13 protein-coding genes and 3 pseudogenes are annotated in these 18,805 nt (G+C 44.6%); 9 read left to right on the top strand and 7 right to left on the bottom strand.

The window, feature by feature from the left end; translation table 11 throughout:
* Positions 1-164, top strand: a pseudogene (locus F6K46_RS11450) (IS4 family transposase); the annotation flags it as partial.
* A gap of 12 nt (positions 165-176) precedes the next feature.
* On the opposite strand, the pseudogene F6K46_RS40105 reads toward F6K46_RS11450, so the two are convergent.
* A pseudogene (locus F6K46_RS40105) lies at positions 177-389 on the bottom strand (aldo/keto reductase); the annotation flags it as partial.
* A 139-nt stretch (positions 390-528) separates the two neighbouring features.
* On the opposite strand from F6K46_RS40105, the gene F6K46_RS11440 reads away from it, so the two are divergent.
* Both F6K46_RS11440 and F6K46_RS11435 read left to right on the top strand, forming a co-directional pair.
* Entirely contained in the window at positions 529-711 is a 183-nt protein-coding gene (locus tag F6K46_RS11440) for a hypothetical protein (RefSeq protein ID WP_293061971.1), read from the top strand.
* Positions 708-863, top strand: a pseudogene (locus tag F6K46_RS11435) (ACT domain-containing protein); the annotation flags it as partial. The gene F6K46_RS11440 and the pseudogene F6K46_RS11435, both read left to right, overlap by 4 nt.
* 232 nt (positions 864-1,095) lie before the next feature.
* Here F6K46_RS11435 and F6K46_RS11430 read toward each other — a convergent pair.
* The 4 genes from F6K46_RS11430 to F6K46_RS11415 form a co-directional block, all read right to left on the bottom strand.
* Positions 1,096-3,321, bottom strand: coding sequence for an NHLP family bacteriocin export ABC transporter peptidase/permease/ATPase subunit (locus F6K46_RS11430; RefSeq protein ID WP_293061973.1), 2,226 nt, complete (start codon positions 3,319-3,321; stop codon positions 1,096-1,098).
* A gap of 90 nt (positions 3,322-3,411) precedes the next feature.
* Positions 3,412-3,603, bottom strand: a complete 192-nt coding sequence (locus F6K46_RS11425) for a hypothetical protein (RefSeq protein ID WP_075896217.1) — start codon at positions 3,601-3,603, stop codon at positions 3,412-3,414.
* A gap of 123 nt (positions 3,604-3,726) precedes the next feature.
* Positions 3,727-5,340 (bottom strand): NHLP bacteriocin system secretion protein, encoded by a 1,614-nt coding sequence (locus tag F6K46_RS11420; RefSeq protein ID WP_293061976.1) that lies wholly within the window; start codon positions 5,338-5,340, stop codon positions 3,727-3,729.
* A gap of 25 nt (positions 5,341-5,365) precedes the next feature.
* Positions 5,366-5,668 (bottom strand): hypothetical protein, encoded by a 303-nt coding sequence (locus F6K46_RS11415; RefSeq protein ID WP_293061978.1) that lies wholly within the window; start codon positions 5,666-5,668, stop codon positions 5,366-5,368.
* Positions 5,669-5,829: 161 nt separating this feature from the next.
* On the opposite strand from F6K46_RS11415, the gene F6K46_RS11410 reads away from it, so the two are divergent.
* Together F6K46_RS11410 and F6K46_RS11405 are read left to right on the top strand one after the other, a co-directional pair.
* Positions 5,830-6,039, top strand: a complete 210-nt coding sequence (locus F6K46_RS11410) for a hypothetical protein (protein WP_293117023.1) — start codon at positions 5,830-5,832, stop codon at positions 6,037-6,039.
* A 15-nt stretch (positions 6,040-6,054) separates the two neighbouring features.
* The gene (locus F6K46_RS11405) at positions 6,055-6,876 is read left to right on the top strand and encodes a SirB1 family protein (protein ID WP_293061982.1); all 822 of its coding nucleotides are present in this window, start codon (positions 6,055-6,057) and stop codon (positions 6,874-6,876) included.
* 49 nt (positions 6,877-6,925) lie between these two features.
* On the opposite strand, the gene F6K46_RS11400 is transcribed toward F6K46_RS11405, so the two are convergent.
* The gene (locus F6K46_RS11400) at positions 6,926-7,390 is read right to left on the bottom strand and encodes an SRPBCC family protein (protein ID WP_075896223.1); all 465 of its coding nucleotides are present in this window, start codon (positions 7,388-7,390) and stop codon (positions 6,926-6,928) included.
* 972 nt (positions 7,391-8,362) lie between these two features.
* On the opposite strand from F6K46_RS11400, the gene F6K46_RS11395 reads away from it, so the two are divergent.
* Entirely contained in the window at positions 8,363-9,979 is a 1,617-nt protein-coding gene (locus tag F6K46_RS11395) for a mechanosensitive ion channel (protein ID WP_293061984.1), read from the top strand.
* Between the two features lie 128 nt (positions 9,980-10,107).
* Here F6K46_RS11395 and F6K46_RS11390 read toward each other — a convergent pair whose 3' ends face one another.
* Entirely contained in the window at positions 10,108-11,640 is a 1,533-nt protein-coding gene (locus F6K46_RS11390) for a GTP-binding protein (RefSeq protein WP_293061986.1), read from the bottom strand.
* Positions 11,641-11,863: 223 nt separating this feature from the next.
* On the opposite strand from F6K46_RS11390, the gene F6K46_RS11385 reads away from it, so the two are divergent.
* From F6K46_RS11385 to F6K46_RS11375, 3 genes are all read left to right on the top strand, one after another.
* Positions 11,864-12,139 (top strand): hypothetical protein, encoded by a 276-nt coding sequence (locus F6K46_RS11385; RefSeq protein ID WP_293061988.1) that lies wholly within the window; start codon positions 11,864-11,866, stop codon positions 12,137-12,139.
* Between the two features lie 77 nt (positions 12,140-12,216).
* A complete protein-coding gene (locus tag F6K46_RS11380) occupies positions 12,217-13,578 on the top strand; it encodes a P-loop NTPase fold protein (RefSeq protein WP_293061990.1) in 1,362 nt (453 codons plus the stop codon).
* Positions 13,524-18,713, top strand: coding sequence for a hypothetical protein (locus F6K46_RS11375; protein WP_293061991.1), 5,190 nt, complete (start codon positions 13,524-13,526; stop codon positions 18,711-18,713). Before F6K46_RS11380 ends, F6K46_RS11375 begins: the two co-directional genes overlap by 55 nt.
* The last annotated feature ends 92 nt before the right edge of the window (positions 18,714-18,805 follow it).

Here is an 18,805-nt window from a genome sequence, read left to right as displayed (position 1 = left end):
GGAGACATAGCAGTTTTTACATTGGTTTATATGGTCAAACCTGGGTAAAGTTTAAGGATTGTTGTCTAGAATTAGTAACCGAATTAATGAGACTCAATCCTAATAAACGAAAGTATTATCAACGAGGTATAAGGGCTAGGTTGCTTATAGAATCTGCATTTTAGCTTATTTCGTCGCCCCCTCAGAGGTAATACCTTCCCCATATAATTTTCGCTGGGGCCATAACTAGCTGCTGTATCAAAATAACGAATTCCAAACTTTAACGCCGCTTCAATTTGGGCGACGGCATCAGCTTCTCGATTCATCTTCGACAAAGGGGTTTGTCCTGCACCTCCCAACCCAAAGATTGGAACCTTAACCCCCGTTTTACCTAACACTCGTTCTGGCATTGTAGCTGCTGTTGGCAGTTGAATAGCTGCTTTTGCTGACAGTTGAGACTGCTGTTTATGCCATGCTGCACTTCCCACAATACCACCCGCAGCAGCAACACTGGTCACGATAAACTTACGTCGAGTTGTTTTGCGTGTCATGGCTAGCCTATTCTACAGTAGCTTTGCTCATATTTTAGCGTGGTTTCTGCAAGGTAAGCATTTAGCTGAATGCTTAGGTATTAACGTTACGGAAATTACCTTGATGTTGAGTCTAGACGAATCAGATATTATCTTCTATAATAGCTGTCTATCTGTATGTTTATTCGAGAAGTTAAGATGACTTCACCGACTGCAATAATACTGCTGTCTTGTCCGGATCAACAAGGACTTGTGGCCAAAATTGCTAACTTTATCTATTCCAATGGTGGAAATATTATCCATGCCGATCAACATACAGATTTTGCCAATGGAATCTTTTTAACCCGAATTGAATAGATGACCATTTTTGAATTCAAAATACAAAAGACAAAATTCAAAATGAATAGCTTTCTAATGTAAGCTATCAGCTAATGCGCTACAGATGGTGCTACTTGAGGTGCTATCAGCTAATGCTTAGATGGGCAAATCCCCAGACTTTCAATTCAATAAAATCTCGAACTCTTAAATTTTCCCAAATGAGGTTTATTTTAAGCTGACTGCTGACAGCGGTAGGCTGAATGCTTAGCTAATAACTAGAACTAATCAACTGCCCATAAACTCCCCCTTGCTGCCACAATTCCTCATGGGTACCCCGTTGCACCACCTTACCCCGCTCCAGAACAATAATCTCATCACAATCTCGAATCGTACTCAATCGGTGGGCTACAATAATACAAGAAATACCCCGACGCCTGAGATTCTGGTCAATAATCGTTTCCGTTGACCCATCCAAGGCACTAGTTGCCTCATCCATCACTAAAATCGCTGGGTCATTAACCAACGCTCTAGCAATTTCCAGACGTTGACGCTGACCCCCACTTAAATTTCCAGCTCCTTCCATCAGTTGGGCTTCATATCCCCCAGGTAGTGCCTGAATCACCTCGTGAATTGCCGCATCCTGACAAGAGCGCACTATCTCAGACAGGGGTACCGTCTTATCCCACAAGGTCAGATTATCCCGTACTGTCCCCCCAAACAGAAAGATTTCCTGTTCCACTATTGCTAAGGAATTCGTCAACACCGACCTGGGAATCTGCTGTTTTGGAATCCCATCAAATAGAATCTCCCCTGACCAAGGTTGGTATAAACCAGTTACTATCTTTGCTATGGTAGACTTCCCCGAACCACTACCCCCTACTAGCGCTACCCTTTGACCAGGTTTCAGGGTCAGATTAAAGTTCTCAATTAACGGTCGATCTATCCGGGAATAGCCAAAGGTAATATTGCGTAATTCTACATGACCTTGAAGGCAGACCTGGAGAGTGGGAAATGAATCAGATTCTGCTTGATCTCCCCTTTGACCTGCCACCGGATCTTGGGGGCGGTTAGGGGAATGAGTGGTTTGAGCTAACCCTTCGGTCAACTGGGGGTCAATCGGGTTGCCCAATACATCATCCAAGCGATTGAGGTCACCATCGAGTTCCTGGAGAGTACTGCCAAACCTGACTAACTGGTTGACAGGCTTCTGAAAACTGTTCATCAAGCTTTGAAAAGCCACTAACATCCCAATACTGAGAGATCCTTCCATTACCCTTAGACCCCCAACTGCCAAAATTAGCATAGAGGTTAAGGAGGTTAGCAGAGGCGGTAAAACCCCTAAAACCTGGTTTGCTACTTCCAGTTTCTGCTGACCATTAACCGCTTTAGCATAGTAACCGGACCACCTGGCAAAGAAATCCGACTCTGTTGCCGATGCCTTGACACTTTCTATGCCCTGTAGTCCAGCGATCGCTACCCCAGCTGCCTTACCCCGGTCTAGGGCTAATTGCATATAGCTGTCCACCCGCTTACGAGCCAGCCATTGTAAGGTCAAGACATTTACCAAGGCAAAAACTATAGCAATTACAGTGAGTACCCCATCATAGGCAAACATCACCAGGGCATAAAAGATTACCATTACCGAATTAATCACTGTTGTTGCCAACTGACCCGAAAGCACGTCAGCCACTTTGTCATTTAGCTTAACCCGATTACTAATTTCTCCAGCAAACCGCTGGGCATAAAATCTTGCTGGTAATCGCAGGATGTGCCAGAGAAATTGGCTGGACATTCCTACGGATAACTTAATTTTTAGTTGTCTCAAATACCGCAATTGTAACAGGGTCAACACCCCCTGCAGGAGCACCGTAATTGCCATGGCTAAAATCAAGGGACGTAGCCAATCAGTGCGACTTTCGACTAACACATTATCTACAAAAATTTGATTAAAGACGGGAATAACTAAGCCAGGTAAAACTAATAAAAATCCTACTATTATACAGTATGTAATTGCAGGAATAGACCCTTTTAGTCGTAACCATAGCGCGAATGTAACACTGGGTTTTTGACCCCCTTTTTTAAACTCTGGTCCTGGTTCAATTACCAGCACTACCCCCGTGTAACCCTGATCAAATTCCTCGCTGGTTACCCGTCTTGGACCAGCAGCTGGATCATTGAGAAAGACGATTTTTTTACTAAATCCTTCTACTACTAGGAAATGATTAAAATTCCAAAACACAATAAACGGAGGATGCAATTTTTTAAGGTTAGCCAGGGATTTTTTATAACCCTTGGCTTGCATTCCATAACGCCTAGCAGCTTTAACCAAATTAGATGCTTTAGAGCCATCGCGGGACACACCACAACTAACCCTAAGTTCCTCTAACGGCACAATCCGACCATAGTAACTCAGAATAATTCCTAGAGCAGCGGCACCACATTCTACTGCTTCCATTTGCAATAGAGTGGGGGTTTTGATTCGTTTTTGTTTCATTGTTTACTGTTGAAAGTTGAAAGTTGAAGGTTGGTTTGTTGTTCGCGTAGCGTGGCCAAAGGCCAAGGTTGAATGTTGTTTGTTGAAGGGTTAAGGGTAGGTTGAAAGTTGAAAGTTGAAGGTTGGTTTGTTGTTCGCGTAGCGTGGCCAAAGGCCAAGGTTGAATGTTGTTTGTTGAAGGGTTAAGGGTAGATTGTTCGCGTAGCGTGGCCAATAGGCCAAGGTTTGTTTGTTGTTCGCCTTTGGAGTTCGGTGAAGGGTAGGTTTTTTGGTTATTCGCATTTGGCTAATAACCTTGGCCAAAGGCCAGGCTACGCGAACAAACTTTCAACTTTCAACTTTCAACTTTCAACTTTCAACCTTCAACCTTCAACTTTCAACTTTCAACATTAAACCTTTAAACCTTCAATAAATCCCACTCCATTCCCGCAAAATCGGCAAGACAAAGCTAATCGGCACACGCTCTTTTACTCTCACCCTAGCGGTGGTAGTAGTTCCGGCAGAAATTTTCAAGTCTGGACCATCAGAAGATGACCATTGGTAGCCACTAAACGTGGTATAATCTGCTTCTAATTGAGCGTAGACTTCTATCATTGCTCCCCCCTGACCGATCAGATTATCTACTACTTCTGGATTCCCAACTACACTAGCTGCTCCCTCGCGAGTTACAGGATAGGGTGAAACTGAAGTAATTTTGCCCACAATGCCACCAAATCGTTGTCGCTTGACTGTATCCGGTGTAATTTGAATCAGCATTCCCGGTTGAATCTTTTTCCCGTCCTTGACCGAGAAATAGGTAATGCCCTCCATGCCATCACTTTGTCCCTTAACTGTCATGGTGCCGAGCTGGGTTCCGGGTTGAACCACTTGTCCCCTAACAGCAGCAATTTCGACAACGCACCCAGCGTAAGGACTCAGAATTTTACTCTTGTCTGCCAGTTGCTTTTCCAGTCGAGCAATTTCTAGCTTCACGTCCTGAATCTGATTGCTTCGTTGATTAGAACTTTCCAAATTCTGTTGGTCTAAACGTTTTTCCTTGGTATCCAACTCTTGTAACTGTGCTCTGATTTGGGATATGGTATTAAGATTATCCAAATATTTTTGTTGCGCCTCAGTTTCTCGAACACTGAGTTCCTCTAACTTTACTTGAATCTCACTAATCGTACTGAGATTCTGTACGTATGTGCCTTCTGTTTCAGTTTCACTAACATCCAGTTGCTTCAACTGTGCTTCCAGCTCCGAGATACTCTGCACGGCTTGGCGATACTCTTGTTCCGCTTGTAAAACAGCATCTTCGGCAATTCCCCCTACCGCCGACAGTTCCTGACGCTTTTGCCATCTCCGTTTGAAAACTGGGACTTGAGCTATAAGATCCCTGAGCCGTTGTTCTAAGCTTTGGCGCTGCTGTGCGATCGCTTTCAATCCCTTATCCTGTAATACTGGAGTCAGAGCCATGGCATCCCGCAGCTGTTGGTTTAGACTTTGACGCTGTCGAGCGATCGCAGTAAAGTTTTTCTCTTTTAGTACAGGAGTCAGAGCCATGGCATCTTGCAACCGTTGCTGTAAGCTAGCTCGCTGCTTTGCGATCGCATCCGTTTCCAGTTGGGTTAGCTGAGTTGAAATTAAATTGCTATCCCGATCCTGTACCTGCAATTGACTTAGTTTCCTCCGTTGCAGCTGTAACTGCTTTTTGAGTTCAGATGGGTCAATGGTTGCCAGTACATCATTTTTCTCAAAGCATTGCCCCTCCCCGACATTTAGAGAGTCCAACTGTCCAGATATAGTGGACTGAAACTGTACTAGCCGCCGAGGACGGATTAGTACTCCTTGACCGGTGACAGTGATGGGAATCCGTCCAAAAATACTCCAAATCACAGCCAAAAACACCAAACCCCCCAAAGCCGCTAAAGGTAGCCAATCCCTAGGATTAACCACTTGCATCAACTGATCCAGCCGTTCTGGGGAAGATAGCCGTTCAAGTGATTCTTGGCGAAACAGACTTTTCTTGTTCTTGAACATTTTAAGTAGTCGGACAAAAGTAAAATTAACTGTTGAAATAGCGAACAGGGAACAGGGAACAGGGAACAGGGAACAGGGAACAGGGAGCAGGGAGCAGAGGGATTTTTGGCAACTTTACACAAGTTAATATAGCGATGCAGCGCGGTCTTGGGGAGGCAGCGCCTTCATGCGGGGGTTCCCACCGGGCTGGAGAGCGATGCAGAGGTGCGACCCGTGGCGAATTTAATTCGCCTACGGAAAGCGCACCTAAGCCTTCATGCGGGGGTTTCCCCCACTCGCGCTTTGCATGGCTGACAGATGCGGACGCAGGTTCCGCACACAGACCCATGCGCCATGAGCGACTGCCGTGGTTTCCCCCATGAGCGACTGAATCAAGAAGCGAGGTTTATTTTTGTCCAGCTACTTAGAACAACTTTTGGAGTTCTATAGCAATCCTATTTAAATTGTGAACAGTGATAGTTCTATGCAATAGAAAAAATCATACTATAGATGAATTGTGATGAAAGGAAACAAAGAACTTCGGAGCTTTATCATAACACTAAAAAATCCTCGTATATCTTGACACTGTTCCCTATTCCCTATTCCCGGTTTTCTATTCCCTGTTTTCTATTCTCTGTTCCCTATTCCCTATTCCCTGTTCCCTTTTTATATCAATCTTATGTTTACCTATCAAATAAAAATACTATATACTCAAAGTAGCTGACGGAATTTTAGATGGACTTTAACTCAGGGCGTCAAGGGTTTTACACAGAAATAAATCAGCCAGATGACCAAATTCATTTGGCAAAAGCAGCGCTTTATATAGCTCAGGAGGAATACCCGGATCTGGCTATTGATGATTACCTCAATGCCTTAGATGTGATGGCATCTGAAGTAGAAGAGCGCTTGCCAAAGGAACGCTATCCTCTCCGAGTGATTAAAACTCTGAATCAGTATTTCTATGATGACCTAGGATATTCGGGTAATAGGAGTGATTACTATGATCCCCGTAATAGTTTCCTCAATCAGGTAATTGATCGGCGCACAGGTATTCCGATTACTCTTTCCGTGGTTTACCTGGAAGTCGCTCGACGCCTTGATTTTCCCATGGTTGGTATTGGGATGCCAGGGCATTTCTTAATTCGCCCAGAGTTTGAGCAGGTGGGTATCTTTGTAGATGCTTTCCATGGCGGTGAAATTTTATTTGAACAAGACTGCGAGGAACGACTAACCCAAATTTATGGGCATCCGGTAACCCTACAACCAAGTTTCCTAGCACCGGTGAGTAATCGGCAGCTGTTGGCACGAATGTTAATGAATCTTAAATTAATTTACCTCAATCGCCAAGACTTACCTAGAGCACTAGCCGCAGTTGAGCGCATGTTGTTGCTGTTTCCGAATGCACCGGTAGAACTGCGGGATCGGGGGCTGATTTACTCCGAGTTGGGATATTTATCACAAGCATGCCAGGATTTGGAACATTATTTGGAAATCCTTCCCCAAGCTGAGGATGCTGATATCATTCGTCGGTTACTTGAACAGATTGCAAATAGGTAAAGACTTCTATGGATGGGCTTGATTAACCCTAATCCATAATCCCTAATCCCTAATGACTACACTCACGTCGGTAAATCTCCTCTGCTACTAACTTAAGGCGTCTGAGTTGGGCTTTCATATCATTCTGAGTCCATTGGGCAGCAAAGCTGTTGAATCCCCAGCTAACGATGGGGTTGGGAATTTCAAATTCAAAACGGTTGACCAAACGGGTGCCTTGTTCAGCTGGCTGACACTCCCAGCGGTCTCGTCCTTTGAAAAAACCCTGGAACTGCCAAACCACTAACCCTGGCTTGCGGTCAATAACCACACTCTTGAGAGTGGGCTGCAACCAGGGAATGTTAATAATAAACCGCGAGCGACTCCCGACATCAGTACTCCACTGCCCCACTGATTCACAACGCAAAATCGGGTTGAGCCAGCGATGCATTAAGCTCTGGTCAGTGATACAGCGCTCGACAATGGTGGCGCTGGCATTAATTTTAATGGATTGTTCAAAAAATTGGGCGTTTTGCATGTAAAATTTCGACATTATTGGACTATCTTGATTACGGTGGCAGCTAGCCACACTACCAGACCACTAGAGTTGTGAGGAGGAAAAATTAATCAAGACTTGATTTTTGTACATCAATTGGCTCTAAATATAAGGGTTACGTCTTGAGTGACTGACAAACCTACCAAAAAATCTTTCAGCTCCCGAGTGTCCGACGTCACATCGGGGCAAATGCCGATTCAACACTCAATCAAGTTACCCAGCCTAATTTAGGGAGTAAGACCCCCTAAGCTAACTAGTTGACTGCGTCGGCAACTATGGGTAAATTCTATCAGCACTCCTGGGTCAAGATTTGTCAGTTAGGCAAGATTAAGCCACATCTGTGGAAAATTTGAGGAGTAAAACGTTCTCCATGAACATCTCAACCTTTACTTTTAAATATTATCGTCGTACCTTCTGCTCAAGGTTCTTTTCAGTCAGCACCCTCCTCTGAAGAGACCAGGCTTAGATAGCCTCCCTTCAGGTAGCTGACCAGCCTAAGACCTTGACCGAAGGGGTTGCCCTTCTGGTATTGGGTCTACGTTGTTGGCAAGTGTTAAAGTTCCTACCTTGGGGTAGAATGCCCGCTCCAAGCTCTAGAACCGAGTCGTTAAACACTTAGACCAGGGGTAAAACAGTGCGGTTCGGAAAGTACCGACCAACAACGTTGGCCAGGCAAACCTTACCTTGTGCAGAATCGGCGATTCCGGTTTGAACTGGAAAGCACAACAACTGCACCTCTTGTTGTCCAGCTCTTTTTGGGACGGCAGCCTATAGCGCCGCGTCGCGGTTCCTGATCGGGTCACCAGACGCGCAGCTTTACCGCTGCCAAACTTATCTAGTTGAGACGATAATACCGTGCTCCTCACCAGACCACAGTAGTCACAAGGAACTTAAGGAACTTAAGAAACTTAGGGTTGCCTGTGACATTGGACAATTTAAGTAAGAACAAAGACTATGAATGGAACTTCGGAAGGTATCTTCCAAATTGTAGGAGTGGGTGTGCAGCCATCGGCACACCTGGTTTTAGCCCAGACAGGAGTTCCCGCATTAGACCAAGTTTTGGCAGATGGGGGAACCACCTTACTGAATGTGGTTAAAGCGATCGCAATCTTAGTCATTGGTCTTATCCTTGCTAAGATTGCTGCTGGTATTACCAAAGCAGTACTGAATCGCACCAATATTGACAACAACATTGCTCAGTGGGCTACTGGCGGTCAGACAGGAAGCCCACCTGCAATTGAGCAATGGTTATCCGGGGCGATTTTCTGGATTATCATCGTTTTCACGGTAGTGGCGGTTCTAGAAACCCTCAAGCTAGATACAGTTTCTGGACCCCTGAATAGTTTTCTAGACACCATCCTTGGCTTCCTGCCCAGTGTCTTTGGTGCGGCGATTCTCTTGGGTGTTGCCTGGTTACTGGGAACTATCGTCAAGATGATAGTAGTCAGGACGCTCAATGCATTGAATATCGATCAGCGCTTGGGTGAACAAGTCGGGGATCGTGGCACTAGTCAGTTCTCTGTGGCTCAAACCATTGGCAATTCCCTGTACTACTTAATCTTCCTACTGTTTCTGCCATCGGTCTTAGAGACCCTAGGCTTACAGGGAACTCTCGATCCAGTACTAAGTATGCTGGGTGAGATTTGGGGGATTGTACCCAATATTGGCGCAGCCATAGCAATTGGTGCTATTGGTTGGTTTATTGCTCAACTTGTGCAACGTCTTGTCACTAGTTTTTTGACAGCAGCAGGTGCGAATCAGATCGGGGAGCGGTTTGGACTCAGTACCTCTGGTGGCCGCTCCCTAGCCGGGATTATCGGTACGATTGTCTATGTACTGATTTTGATTCCCGTTGCTACCGCTGCCCTTAATGCCTTGCAGATCCAGGCCATCTCTGGACCTTCGATCGCAATGTTAAGCCAGGTGACTAATACCATCCCCAAACTCTTTGCTGCGGCTGGTATTCTGGCAGTTTTCTACGTAATCGGACAGTTTGTTAGTGATCTGGCCACCAACGTCCTGACAGACCTTGGCTTCAACAATCTATTCAGCTGGCTAGGTTTTTCTGTCAGCGCTCCTAGCACCACTGATCAAACAGCAGAATCAGAGACACCACAGAACCCACTTACCAGTCGCACCCCTTCTGAGCTAGCGGGACTGCTTGTACTGATCGGTATCATGATCGCTGGTATTGTGGCAGCAACGGATGTGTTACAGATTCCCGCCTTAACTGACATTGTTGGTGGGGTCGGTTTCATTGGTGCTCGGGTGCTGTCCGGGTTAGTAGTCCTTGCTATCGGTCTGTTCCTAGCTAATTTTGCTTTCAACTTGATTACTGGCTCCGGCGCTCGCCAATCCAATATCCTGGCACAAGTAGCTAGGATTGCGATTATTGCCTTTTCTTTAGCTCTAGGTCTACAACAAATGGGCATTGCCCCTGATATTGTGAACTTAGCCTTTGGTTTACTCTTAGGCGCAATCGCGGTTGCGATCGCATTAGCCTTCGGTCTCGGAGGTCGCGATGTTGCTGGTGAGCAAGTTAGAGAATGGCTAGATTCTTTCAAAAAGTAAGTCCAAGTTATTCCCGTAGCGTGGCCTATTGGCCAAGGTTGTTCGCCCTTTTTGAATTAAGAATTAAGAATGTAGAATGTAGAATTCTTAATTCTACATTCTACATTCTGCATTCTGACAGACAACCTTCAACCTTGAACTTTTGATAATCTTGCCCTCAATTCTCCTTTAATGCGATGGAGAATTGAGGTTTCGTCTAAAGAGGAGAGAATTCGTCTAACAACGGCTTTTGGTCCATCTTCTCCCCAGGATGCGCCATTAGCTAAATAGGTTTTGGTAATTTGTCCAATACCATAACCAGAAACTCCAGCAACACTAGCTTGGGTGATGGCAACCGACATATATGGCGCTAGGGAAACCCCACCGGTGACAGGGGCAGAAATTCCTAAAATACTTTTTAAGCTACTCAATCCCAAGTTAGCCAAGAGTTCACTAGCACCAATACCGCCCATACTCATAGCAATTTTTTGTAATAATTGAATAGCTCCCTGCTCAGTCATAGCAATACCATAGAGACGGGATAACGTAAGAATCATTACCACATCAACTACAGTAGCGGTGAGGATATCCACAACAGTAACTGGATTCAGAGCAATCACAAATGCTTTAGTTATCACTGCTTTCCAGATAATTTGATTAGCACTGTCATCCCGAATCTTCATTTTTCGGTTGACCAAGTTTTCATTCAACTCATCAGCGTAAAGCATGGTGTTAAGAGCAACAAGGGATTTCCCTTCCCGATGTAAAATCTCCAGAATTTTTAGTTTCAAATCTTCAATTTGGGGTTTCCCTCGGCGGCGCTTGACCTGAATGCTGCCATTAGGCGATCGCACTGCTACAGATACCAAAGGTGAAGCAGCAACCATCACAATTTCTGCTGGTGAAAGCAACTGCTTGACCCGTTCATCCCGAATTTTTCTGTAAATTGCCATGCGATCAGCATCGGGATATTGGTCAATCTTGTTGAACACCAGTAACATCGGTTTACCACTAGCTCTTAACTGAGATAGAGCTTGGTACTCTACCTTAGTCATATCACCAGCAATAATAAACAGCAGTAAATCTGCCTGTTTAGCTACCTCTAGGGCTAAGGCTTCCCGAGTTTCCCCATCTACTTCATCAATTCCTGGGGTATCGATTAGCTGAATTTGGGAATTACCAATACTGGGTAGGGCAACCTGTAGAATATCCTGTTGGCTATGGGTTTGACTATGGGTTTGACTATGACTTTGATTATGGGTTGCTTTACTAGGGGTTTGACTATGGGTTGCTTGACTAGGGCTTTGACTATGGGGCTGCCAATGGGCAGTTTGAGCATTCTGGGTCACCCCATGTAGGGCACCAGTTTCAAATACAGGTTGACCGACCAAGGCATTGAGTACAGAGGATTTCCCCCGTCCCACCATGCCAAAGGCAGCAATTTGGATACAGGTATTTTCCAGCTTCTGAAGCAGATTGCCTAAGTCCTGGATTTGAGCATCTAAACCAGCTTTTTCTCTACGGGATAGGTCAAGATTAGCTACCAGATCCCTCAGGGAGTCTTGTGCCTGTTTGTAGTTTAGTTCTGCCTGGATTTCCTCAAAACCTGAAATTGCGCTATCTAAATCCTGATCAAGATCTAGAGAGTTAACAGAGTCAGACTCAGGCCAGAATTCGGTCAAAACAGCACCTCCTGGTTAGGACACTTCTGTTTTCGATCCTAGAGCATCAGTTCAGCAATCACTTTTGGGAAATCACTCATTATAGAAATAGATGCCTCACAGCTGACATCGGTTACATCCATTATTCATCCCTTGCGACTTCCTGATTCCAACCCACAGCTGTAGAAGAGTTAATTATTGCTTTACACCATTGGTTCGATGGAAACCATAGGAGAGATATGAGATGATCAGCCAATTCTTAAGTGTTAGTTTAACCTTGCCGATGCTTGTCAACTTAGGTCAGAGTCTCACGGATACCCAAATCCTAAATTATGGTAAAGTTAATCATCATACACCAACATGGACAAATTTTCAGGGTAAACTCAATAGTCAAAACCCACCATCGTTATCCTTGGCCAGCCGGGATGAAACAAAAGACCAAGAACAGAAATGTGAGTGGCTAGACATATGTACAGAATTTAAGGGTGCATCTTTATTGGTTAGCGAAACCCTTTTTTAAAAGGGAAGTTAGGTGCTAAAAAAACGTGGGAATTAGCATTGTCCTGCGACTAAATCAGGAAGGAAAATTAAGCTATAATGGTACTAGATCTGCCAAGATTCTACAAAGCTTGTAATCCCAGCAAGCCCCTGAGCATGGGAGATGTCAATGATATAAAATACTATATTGATTTTTCCCCAGTCAGAGGAAATAAAATTATTGAGTCCCTCAAGCGAACCATCACCCTAATTTCTCCAGACGAGCCGACTTGTCAGCTGTTTACAGGGCATATTGGCTGTGGTAAATCCACAGAATTACTTAGACTAAAAGCTGAATTAGAGCAACATAAATTTCATGTGGTTTATTTTGAGTCGTCTCAAGATTTAGACATGGCTGATGTTGATCTAAGCGATATTTTGCTGAGTATAGCTGGTCAAGTCAGTGAAAGTCTGGAGAAAATTAAAATTAATATAAAACCAGGCTATTTTGTCAATCTTTTTACAGAAATTACCGATTTTTTGCGCACACCGATTGAATTAGGTGCTGAAGCAGAATTGTCGGTAGGCATTGGCAAAATAACGGCTAAAACCAAGGAAAGTCCTAAGCTGCGGCGTCGATTGCGGGAATACCTGGAACCTCGCACTAGTGGAATCTTAGACTCGATTAATGAAGAACTACTAAAACCTGCTACCACTACCCTTAAGAAAAAGGGCAAAGCAGGACTAGTGGTGATTGTGGATAATCTGGATCGGGTGGATATTCGCCCTTTACCCTCTGGGCGTACGCAACCAGAATACTTATTCATTGACCGGGGTGAACAGTTACGCCGACTCAATTGCCATATTGTTTACACAATTCCCTTGGCGTTAACTTTCTCCAATGAGTGCGAAACCCTGAAGAATCGCTTAGGTGGTGGACTCACTCCTAAAATATTACCGATGGTGCCAGTCAAACTGCGCACAGGTGAGGAGTTTCCCGATGGCATGGCACTGCTGCGAGAAATGGTGCTGGTTAGAGCTTTCCCCAATCAAACTCCTGAGCAACGATTTGCTTTGCTCCCGGAGGTATTTGATAATATAGAAACTTTAAACCGCCTGTGCCGAATTAGTGGTGGTCATGTGCGTAACTTGCTAGGATTATTGTTTGATTGTCTCAGGCAAGAAAACCCACCGATTCCGAGCGAGTGTTTAGAAAATGTGATTCTCGAACGGCGGGATTATCTGCTCTCATCAATTACTGATGAGGAGTGGGAATTACTGTTTCAGGTGGTGCAACAGCAGAAAGTCAGGGGTGATACGGAATACCAAACTCTATTGCGCAGTATGTTTGTCTTTGAATACCGCGATCGCGATGGAAATTGGTTTGGTATAAATCCAGCATTAGAAGAGGCACCGCAGTTTAAGTCATGGTTGAAACAAAATCACCAGCAGACGCTGCCCAATACAACGATAGTACATTAAAGGCTCTCTCTAGAGCGATCGCATTTTCACAAGGGGAATTTTCCCTTGTGATCGTGCGATGTAACTACCAGGGTTTGCAACAACAGATGCTGCAACGCCTCAAAGCACTGTCTCAGCCACAATACCCGATTACAGAGTTTATCATACCGCCATCGGCTACCACCCTTTACACCACCATCCAAAACTACGAACACAGGGAATTGGGGCGTGGACAGGACAGGGGGATAGACAGATGCGGGGACAGGGAGAGTTCTCACCATGACCCTCTGAGCTCCTCACCCCCTCATGCCGCATTACTGATTGTTGGTTTAGAGTCAGTCGTTGCCCTTGAGGAATTGCTGACCTCTACTAATCAAGTCCGGGATGAGTTTCGTAAACGCCTAACCTTTCCTCTAATATTGTGGGTTAATGACCACGTACTGCAAAAACTGATGCGCTTGGCACCAGATTTTGCCAGTTGGGCAGCCACTCCCCTCAAGTTTGAACTGACCACCACAGAGTTAGTCAATTTTCTAGGACAAAAGGCTCAAATGGTATTTGCCTGTCTCTTAAACTCTGGAGAGTCTTCCCCCTCAACCACGCCACAAATCCCAAATCCCAACCTCCAACCAACCAACCTACAACCAACCAACCTACAACCAACCAACCTTCAACCAGCTAACCTTCAACCAACCAACCTTCAACCAACCAACCTTCAACCAACCAACCTTCAACCTCCCAACCTTCAACCTCCCAACCTTCAACCTCCCAACCTTCAACCTCCCAACCTCCAACCTCCCAACCCCGATATTTGTATTACCTATTCGAGGAACTCAGCACTCCAAAACCAACGTCGATTTGAACTGGATTTTGCCCTAAAAGATTTACATAGTCGTGGCATTACCTTAGATAAGGAATTAGACGCTAGTCTAGACTTTGTTTTGGGTCTAGATGACTATAAACGCGATCGCATAAATCTAGCCAAGAAGCGGTTTCGTAAAAGCTTAAGAGTTTGGCAGCAAACGGATAACTTAGAACGGCAGGGGTTATTATTATTTTATCTTGGTTTGTGTTACTGTCGCCAAGCTGACCAAAATCAAGCTCATAAACAGCGCTATTGGGAAGAAGCTTGGCCGTATCTGCATCGATGTATGGGAATTTTCACCCAAGCGGGGCGTCAGGATCTGGTGGCTATTTTTATTAGTAAGCTAGCTGAACTGCTGCAGCATCTACAAGCGTGGTCATTCTTACAAACCACCTCTCAACAGGCTCTGTCCCTTCATGAAACCTATGGGACTCAGGTGCAACTAGCCCAAGATTACGGTTTTCTGGCAGAAGTAGCCCTTGAGCAATCCCGATGGGAGGATGCTGGTCAATTAGCGGAGAAAGCTCTATTAATTTTGGTTGTTGCTGCTGATGATCAGCCCCATGACCAAGGCTTGCATCCATTGCTATTAGCCCAGCTCTATCGATTATTTTTGGTAAAATCCCAAGGAAAGCAGGGAAATTTAGCAGAAGCGGTCAAGCAGCTGGAAAAAGCGAGTCATAAACTGGCAGATGCCATAGAATCCAGCAATTATCGCTATGAGCCTCAGCGTTACCTGCACCTGTTGGAACGATTACGTAGCCTTTACTTTGAACAAGGGCAATACCTAGAAGCATTTCGGATTAAACAAGAACAACGGGCAGTGGAGCAGCTGTATGGCTTCCGTGCCTTCATTGGTGCTAGTCGTCTACAGCCACCACGAGGATCTAATAATCCCAGCTGGCATGGCGTACAGCCACAAGACCTTATTCCCCAGGAAATGGCAGCTTCCGGACGTCAGCGAGATGTAAACCGCTTAATGGAACGGATTACCCGTGCTGATCACAAACTGACAGTGATTCATGGTCAGTCAGGGGTTGGAAAAAGTTCCATTGTCCATGCCGGATTAGTGCCAGCACTCAAAAATAGACCCCTTGGCGATCGCATTGGGTTACCGATTGTGGTGCAAGTTTACACCGATTGGGTGGGGGAACTCCATAAACACTTGGCCGATCAACTATTAGGAAATGGAAATGAAGACCCCTTGCTCAGGGAAAAATTTCTAAACTCTAATGGTAATGGTAACGGTAATGGTAACGCCCTAATTGATTCTGTCCTGGAGCAATTACAACACAACGCCGACAATAACTTATTAACGGTTTTAATTTTTGATCAGTTTGAAGAGTTTTTCTCCGTTTATTCCCATCAATCCCAACGAAAACTGTTTTATTATTTTTTAGTAAATTGTCTTAAGCTACCCTATTTAAAACTAATTTTTTCTATCCGAGATAACGCCTTACATAAATTACTAGAACTAGAACATTATACTTGGGACGTTATAGAAAGTAATATCTTAGATAAAAAGATTCGTTATCCATTAGTAAATTTTTCCTTAGAAGATGCTTATTCAGTTATTCAAAGCTTAACCCATCGGGCTAATTTTTATTTAGAGCCAGCTTTAATTGATGAATTAGTCAGAGAATTAGGAGCTGAAATTGGAGAAGTTCGTCCCATTGAGTTGCAAGTAGTAGGAGCTCAGCTTCAAGCTGAAAATATTACTACCTTAGCTCAGTACCAGCACCATGGTCCCAAAGCAAAACTAGTGGAGCGGTTTTTAGAAAAAGTTATTAAAGATTGCGGTCCTGAGAATGAAACAGCAGCTTGGCTAGTGTTGTCGTTACTCATTGATGACAATAAAAATCGACCCCTTAAGAATCGCTCGGAGCTAGCCATAGAATCATCATTAGAAGACTATACATTAGATTTAATATTAGAAATTTTTGAGAAATCAGGATTAGTATTTCTATTACCAGAAGTTACGATCAACCGCTATCAACTGGTTCACGATTATCTGGTAGACGTTATCCGCCAGAAAAAGCAATCGAAACTGCAAGCAGAATTAGAAAATCTCCGCCAGAAAGACAAACAGAGCCAGGATAAAATTGAACAACTGGTTAAAGAACAAGAACTCCAAAACCAACTGGCTAAAATAACTAAAAAACAAAGGAAAACCGAAGAAAAGCTGAATCGAATTCTCAGGCAACGATTGCGAGAAGCACGTTGGGCAGGAATGGCACTGTTCAGTCTGATGGTGATTACCGGTATACTTGGGGTTCGCTACGCTATCAGTAAAACCAACAACCATTTGAGTGACCTGAGCTACTCCTCAAAAGCTCTAGTTGATGCCAACAGAACCTTAGATGCCCTCATCCTCAGTTTAGAAGCCGCCCAGCAATTGCAGCAATCCCTTGGGGTGAATCCAGAGACCCAGACACGGGTAGTCACTGCTCTACAACAGGCAGTTTATGGAGTCAGAGAACGTAACCGTTTAAAAGGACATCGGGATTGGGTCAGTAGTGTCAGTTTTAGCCCAGATGGTCAGCTGATTGCCTCTGGGAGTCGAGACAAGACTATCAAACTTTGGCGCAAAGATGGTACCTTGCTCAAAACGTTGCGAGGTCATCGGGCTGGAATCCACAGTGTCAGTTTTAGTCAAGATGGTCAGATCATCGCTAGTGGTAGTGAAGACAAAACTGTGAAGCTGTGGCGTAAGGATGGATCCCTGGTAATGACCTTAGATGGGCCAGATGGGCATACCAAAACAGTCCATTGTGTTAGCTTTAGCCGCGATCGCCAGATGATCGCATCCGCTAGTGAGGACAAAACCATCAAACTATGGAGTAAAGATGGTGTTTTACTCCAGACTCTAACCGGTCACAGTGATTCAGTGTTGGGGGTTAGTATTTCTCCCAATGGTCAGTTAATTGCTTCCGCCAGTAAAGACAAAACTATCAAACTTTGGCGCAGGGACGGAACACTGCTGAAAACCTGGCAAGCTCATACACAACCAGTTGTGAGTGTCCGTTTTAGTCCTGATGGCAACACTATTGCATCTACCAGTACAGACAACACTGTCAAACTCTGGCAAACTAATGGGGAATTAATCGATACCCTGGAAGGTCATCGTAATTGGGTTCTGGATGTCAGTTTTAGCTCCGATGGTCAGAGGCTAGCCACTGCTAGTGCTGATCACACCATCAAACTCTGGAACAGTGATGGGGAATTAATCGAAACCTTGGCTGGACATAGCGAAATGGTGCTAGATGTCAGTTTTAGTCCGGACAACAAGACTATTGCATCTGCTAGTGCAGACAAAACCATTAGACTCTGGGCCAGTGACGGAGGGATACTGGCACCGATCCGCCATAATCAAACCGTCAGAAGTGTAAGTTTCAGCCCCGATGGTGAAATGATTGCTACTGCTAGTGCCGACAATACCATTCAACTGTTGAGGCTTCAGGATCGTACCATAAAAGCCTTCTCTGCTCATGGTGAAGGGTTGACTGGAATTAGTTTCAGCCCTGATAGCACGATCATGGCTAGCGCTAGTGAAGATAAAACGGTGAAACTCTGGAATTTAGATGGCTCCTTGCTTCATACTCTAGAAGGACACCAGGATCAGGTTTGGGGAGTTAGTTTTAGTCCCGATAGTAAGTTAATTGCTTCTGCTAGTGCTGACGAAACCGTTAAACTCTGGAATTTAGATGGCACCTTGTTCAAGACCTTAGAGGGACACCAGGATCAGGTTTGGGGGGTCAGTTTTAGCCCAGACAGCAAACAGATTGCCTCTGCTAGTAATGATGGCACGGTAAAACTCTGGAATCGTGATGGCAAGTTGCTCAATACGTTCAAAGAGCATAATGATGCTGTCAATTGGGTCAGTTTCAGTCCCGATGGCGAGATGATTGCCTCTGCTAGTAGTGATGGCACGGTAAAACTCTGGAATCGTGATGGCAAGTTGCTCAATACCTTGAAAGGCCATAATGGTGCCGTGAATTGGGTTAGTTTCAGTCCTGATGGAACCTTAATCGCATCTGCGAGTAGTGATACAACAGTTAATCTTTGGAGTCGGGATGGACATTTAATTAATACCTTTAAGGGACACAACGATTCGGTATTTGGAGTTAGTTTTAGTCCCGATAGTAAGTTAATTGCTTCTGCTAGTAAAGACAAAACAATGATTTTGTGGAATTTAGATGTGGATTATTTGCTAGATCGTGGTTGTAGTTGGTTGTACGATTATTGGCATCATAACCGTGAAGGTAAGAGGGATCAGCTTTGTGGATTTTAACTGCAAGGGAATAGGGAGTAGGGAGTAGGGAGTAGGGATTAGTGCTATAGTTTATTAACTCTTGACTTTTGCCTATTGCCTATTGCCTATTC

It is taken from the genome of Moorena sp. SIO3E8 (genome assembly GCF_010692445.1).
Classification (GTDB): Bacteria; Cyanobacteriota; Cyanobacteriia; order Cyanobacteriales; family Coleofasciculaceae; genus Moorena; species Moorena bouillonii.
This window is presented reverse-complemented; position numbering and strand designations above follow the sequence as displayed.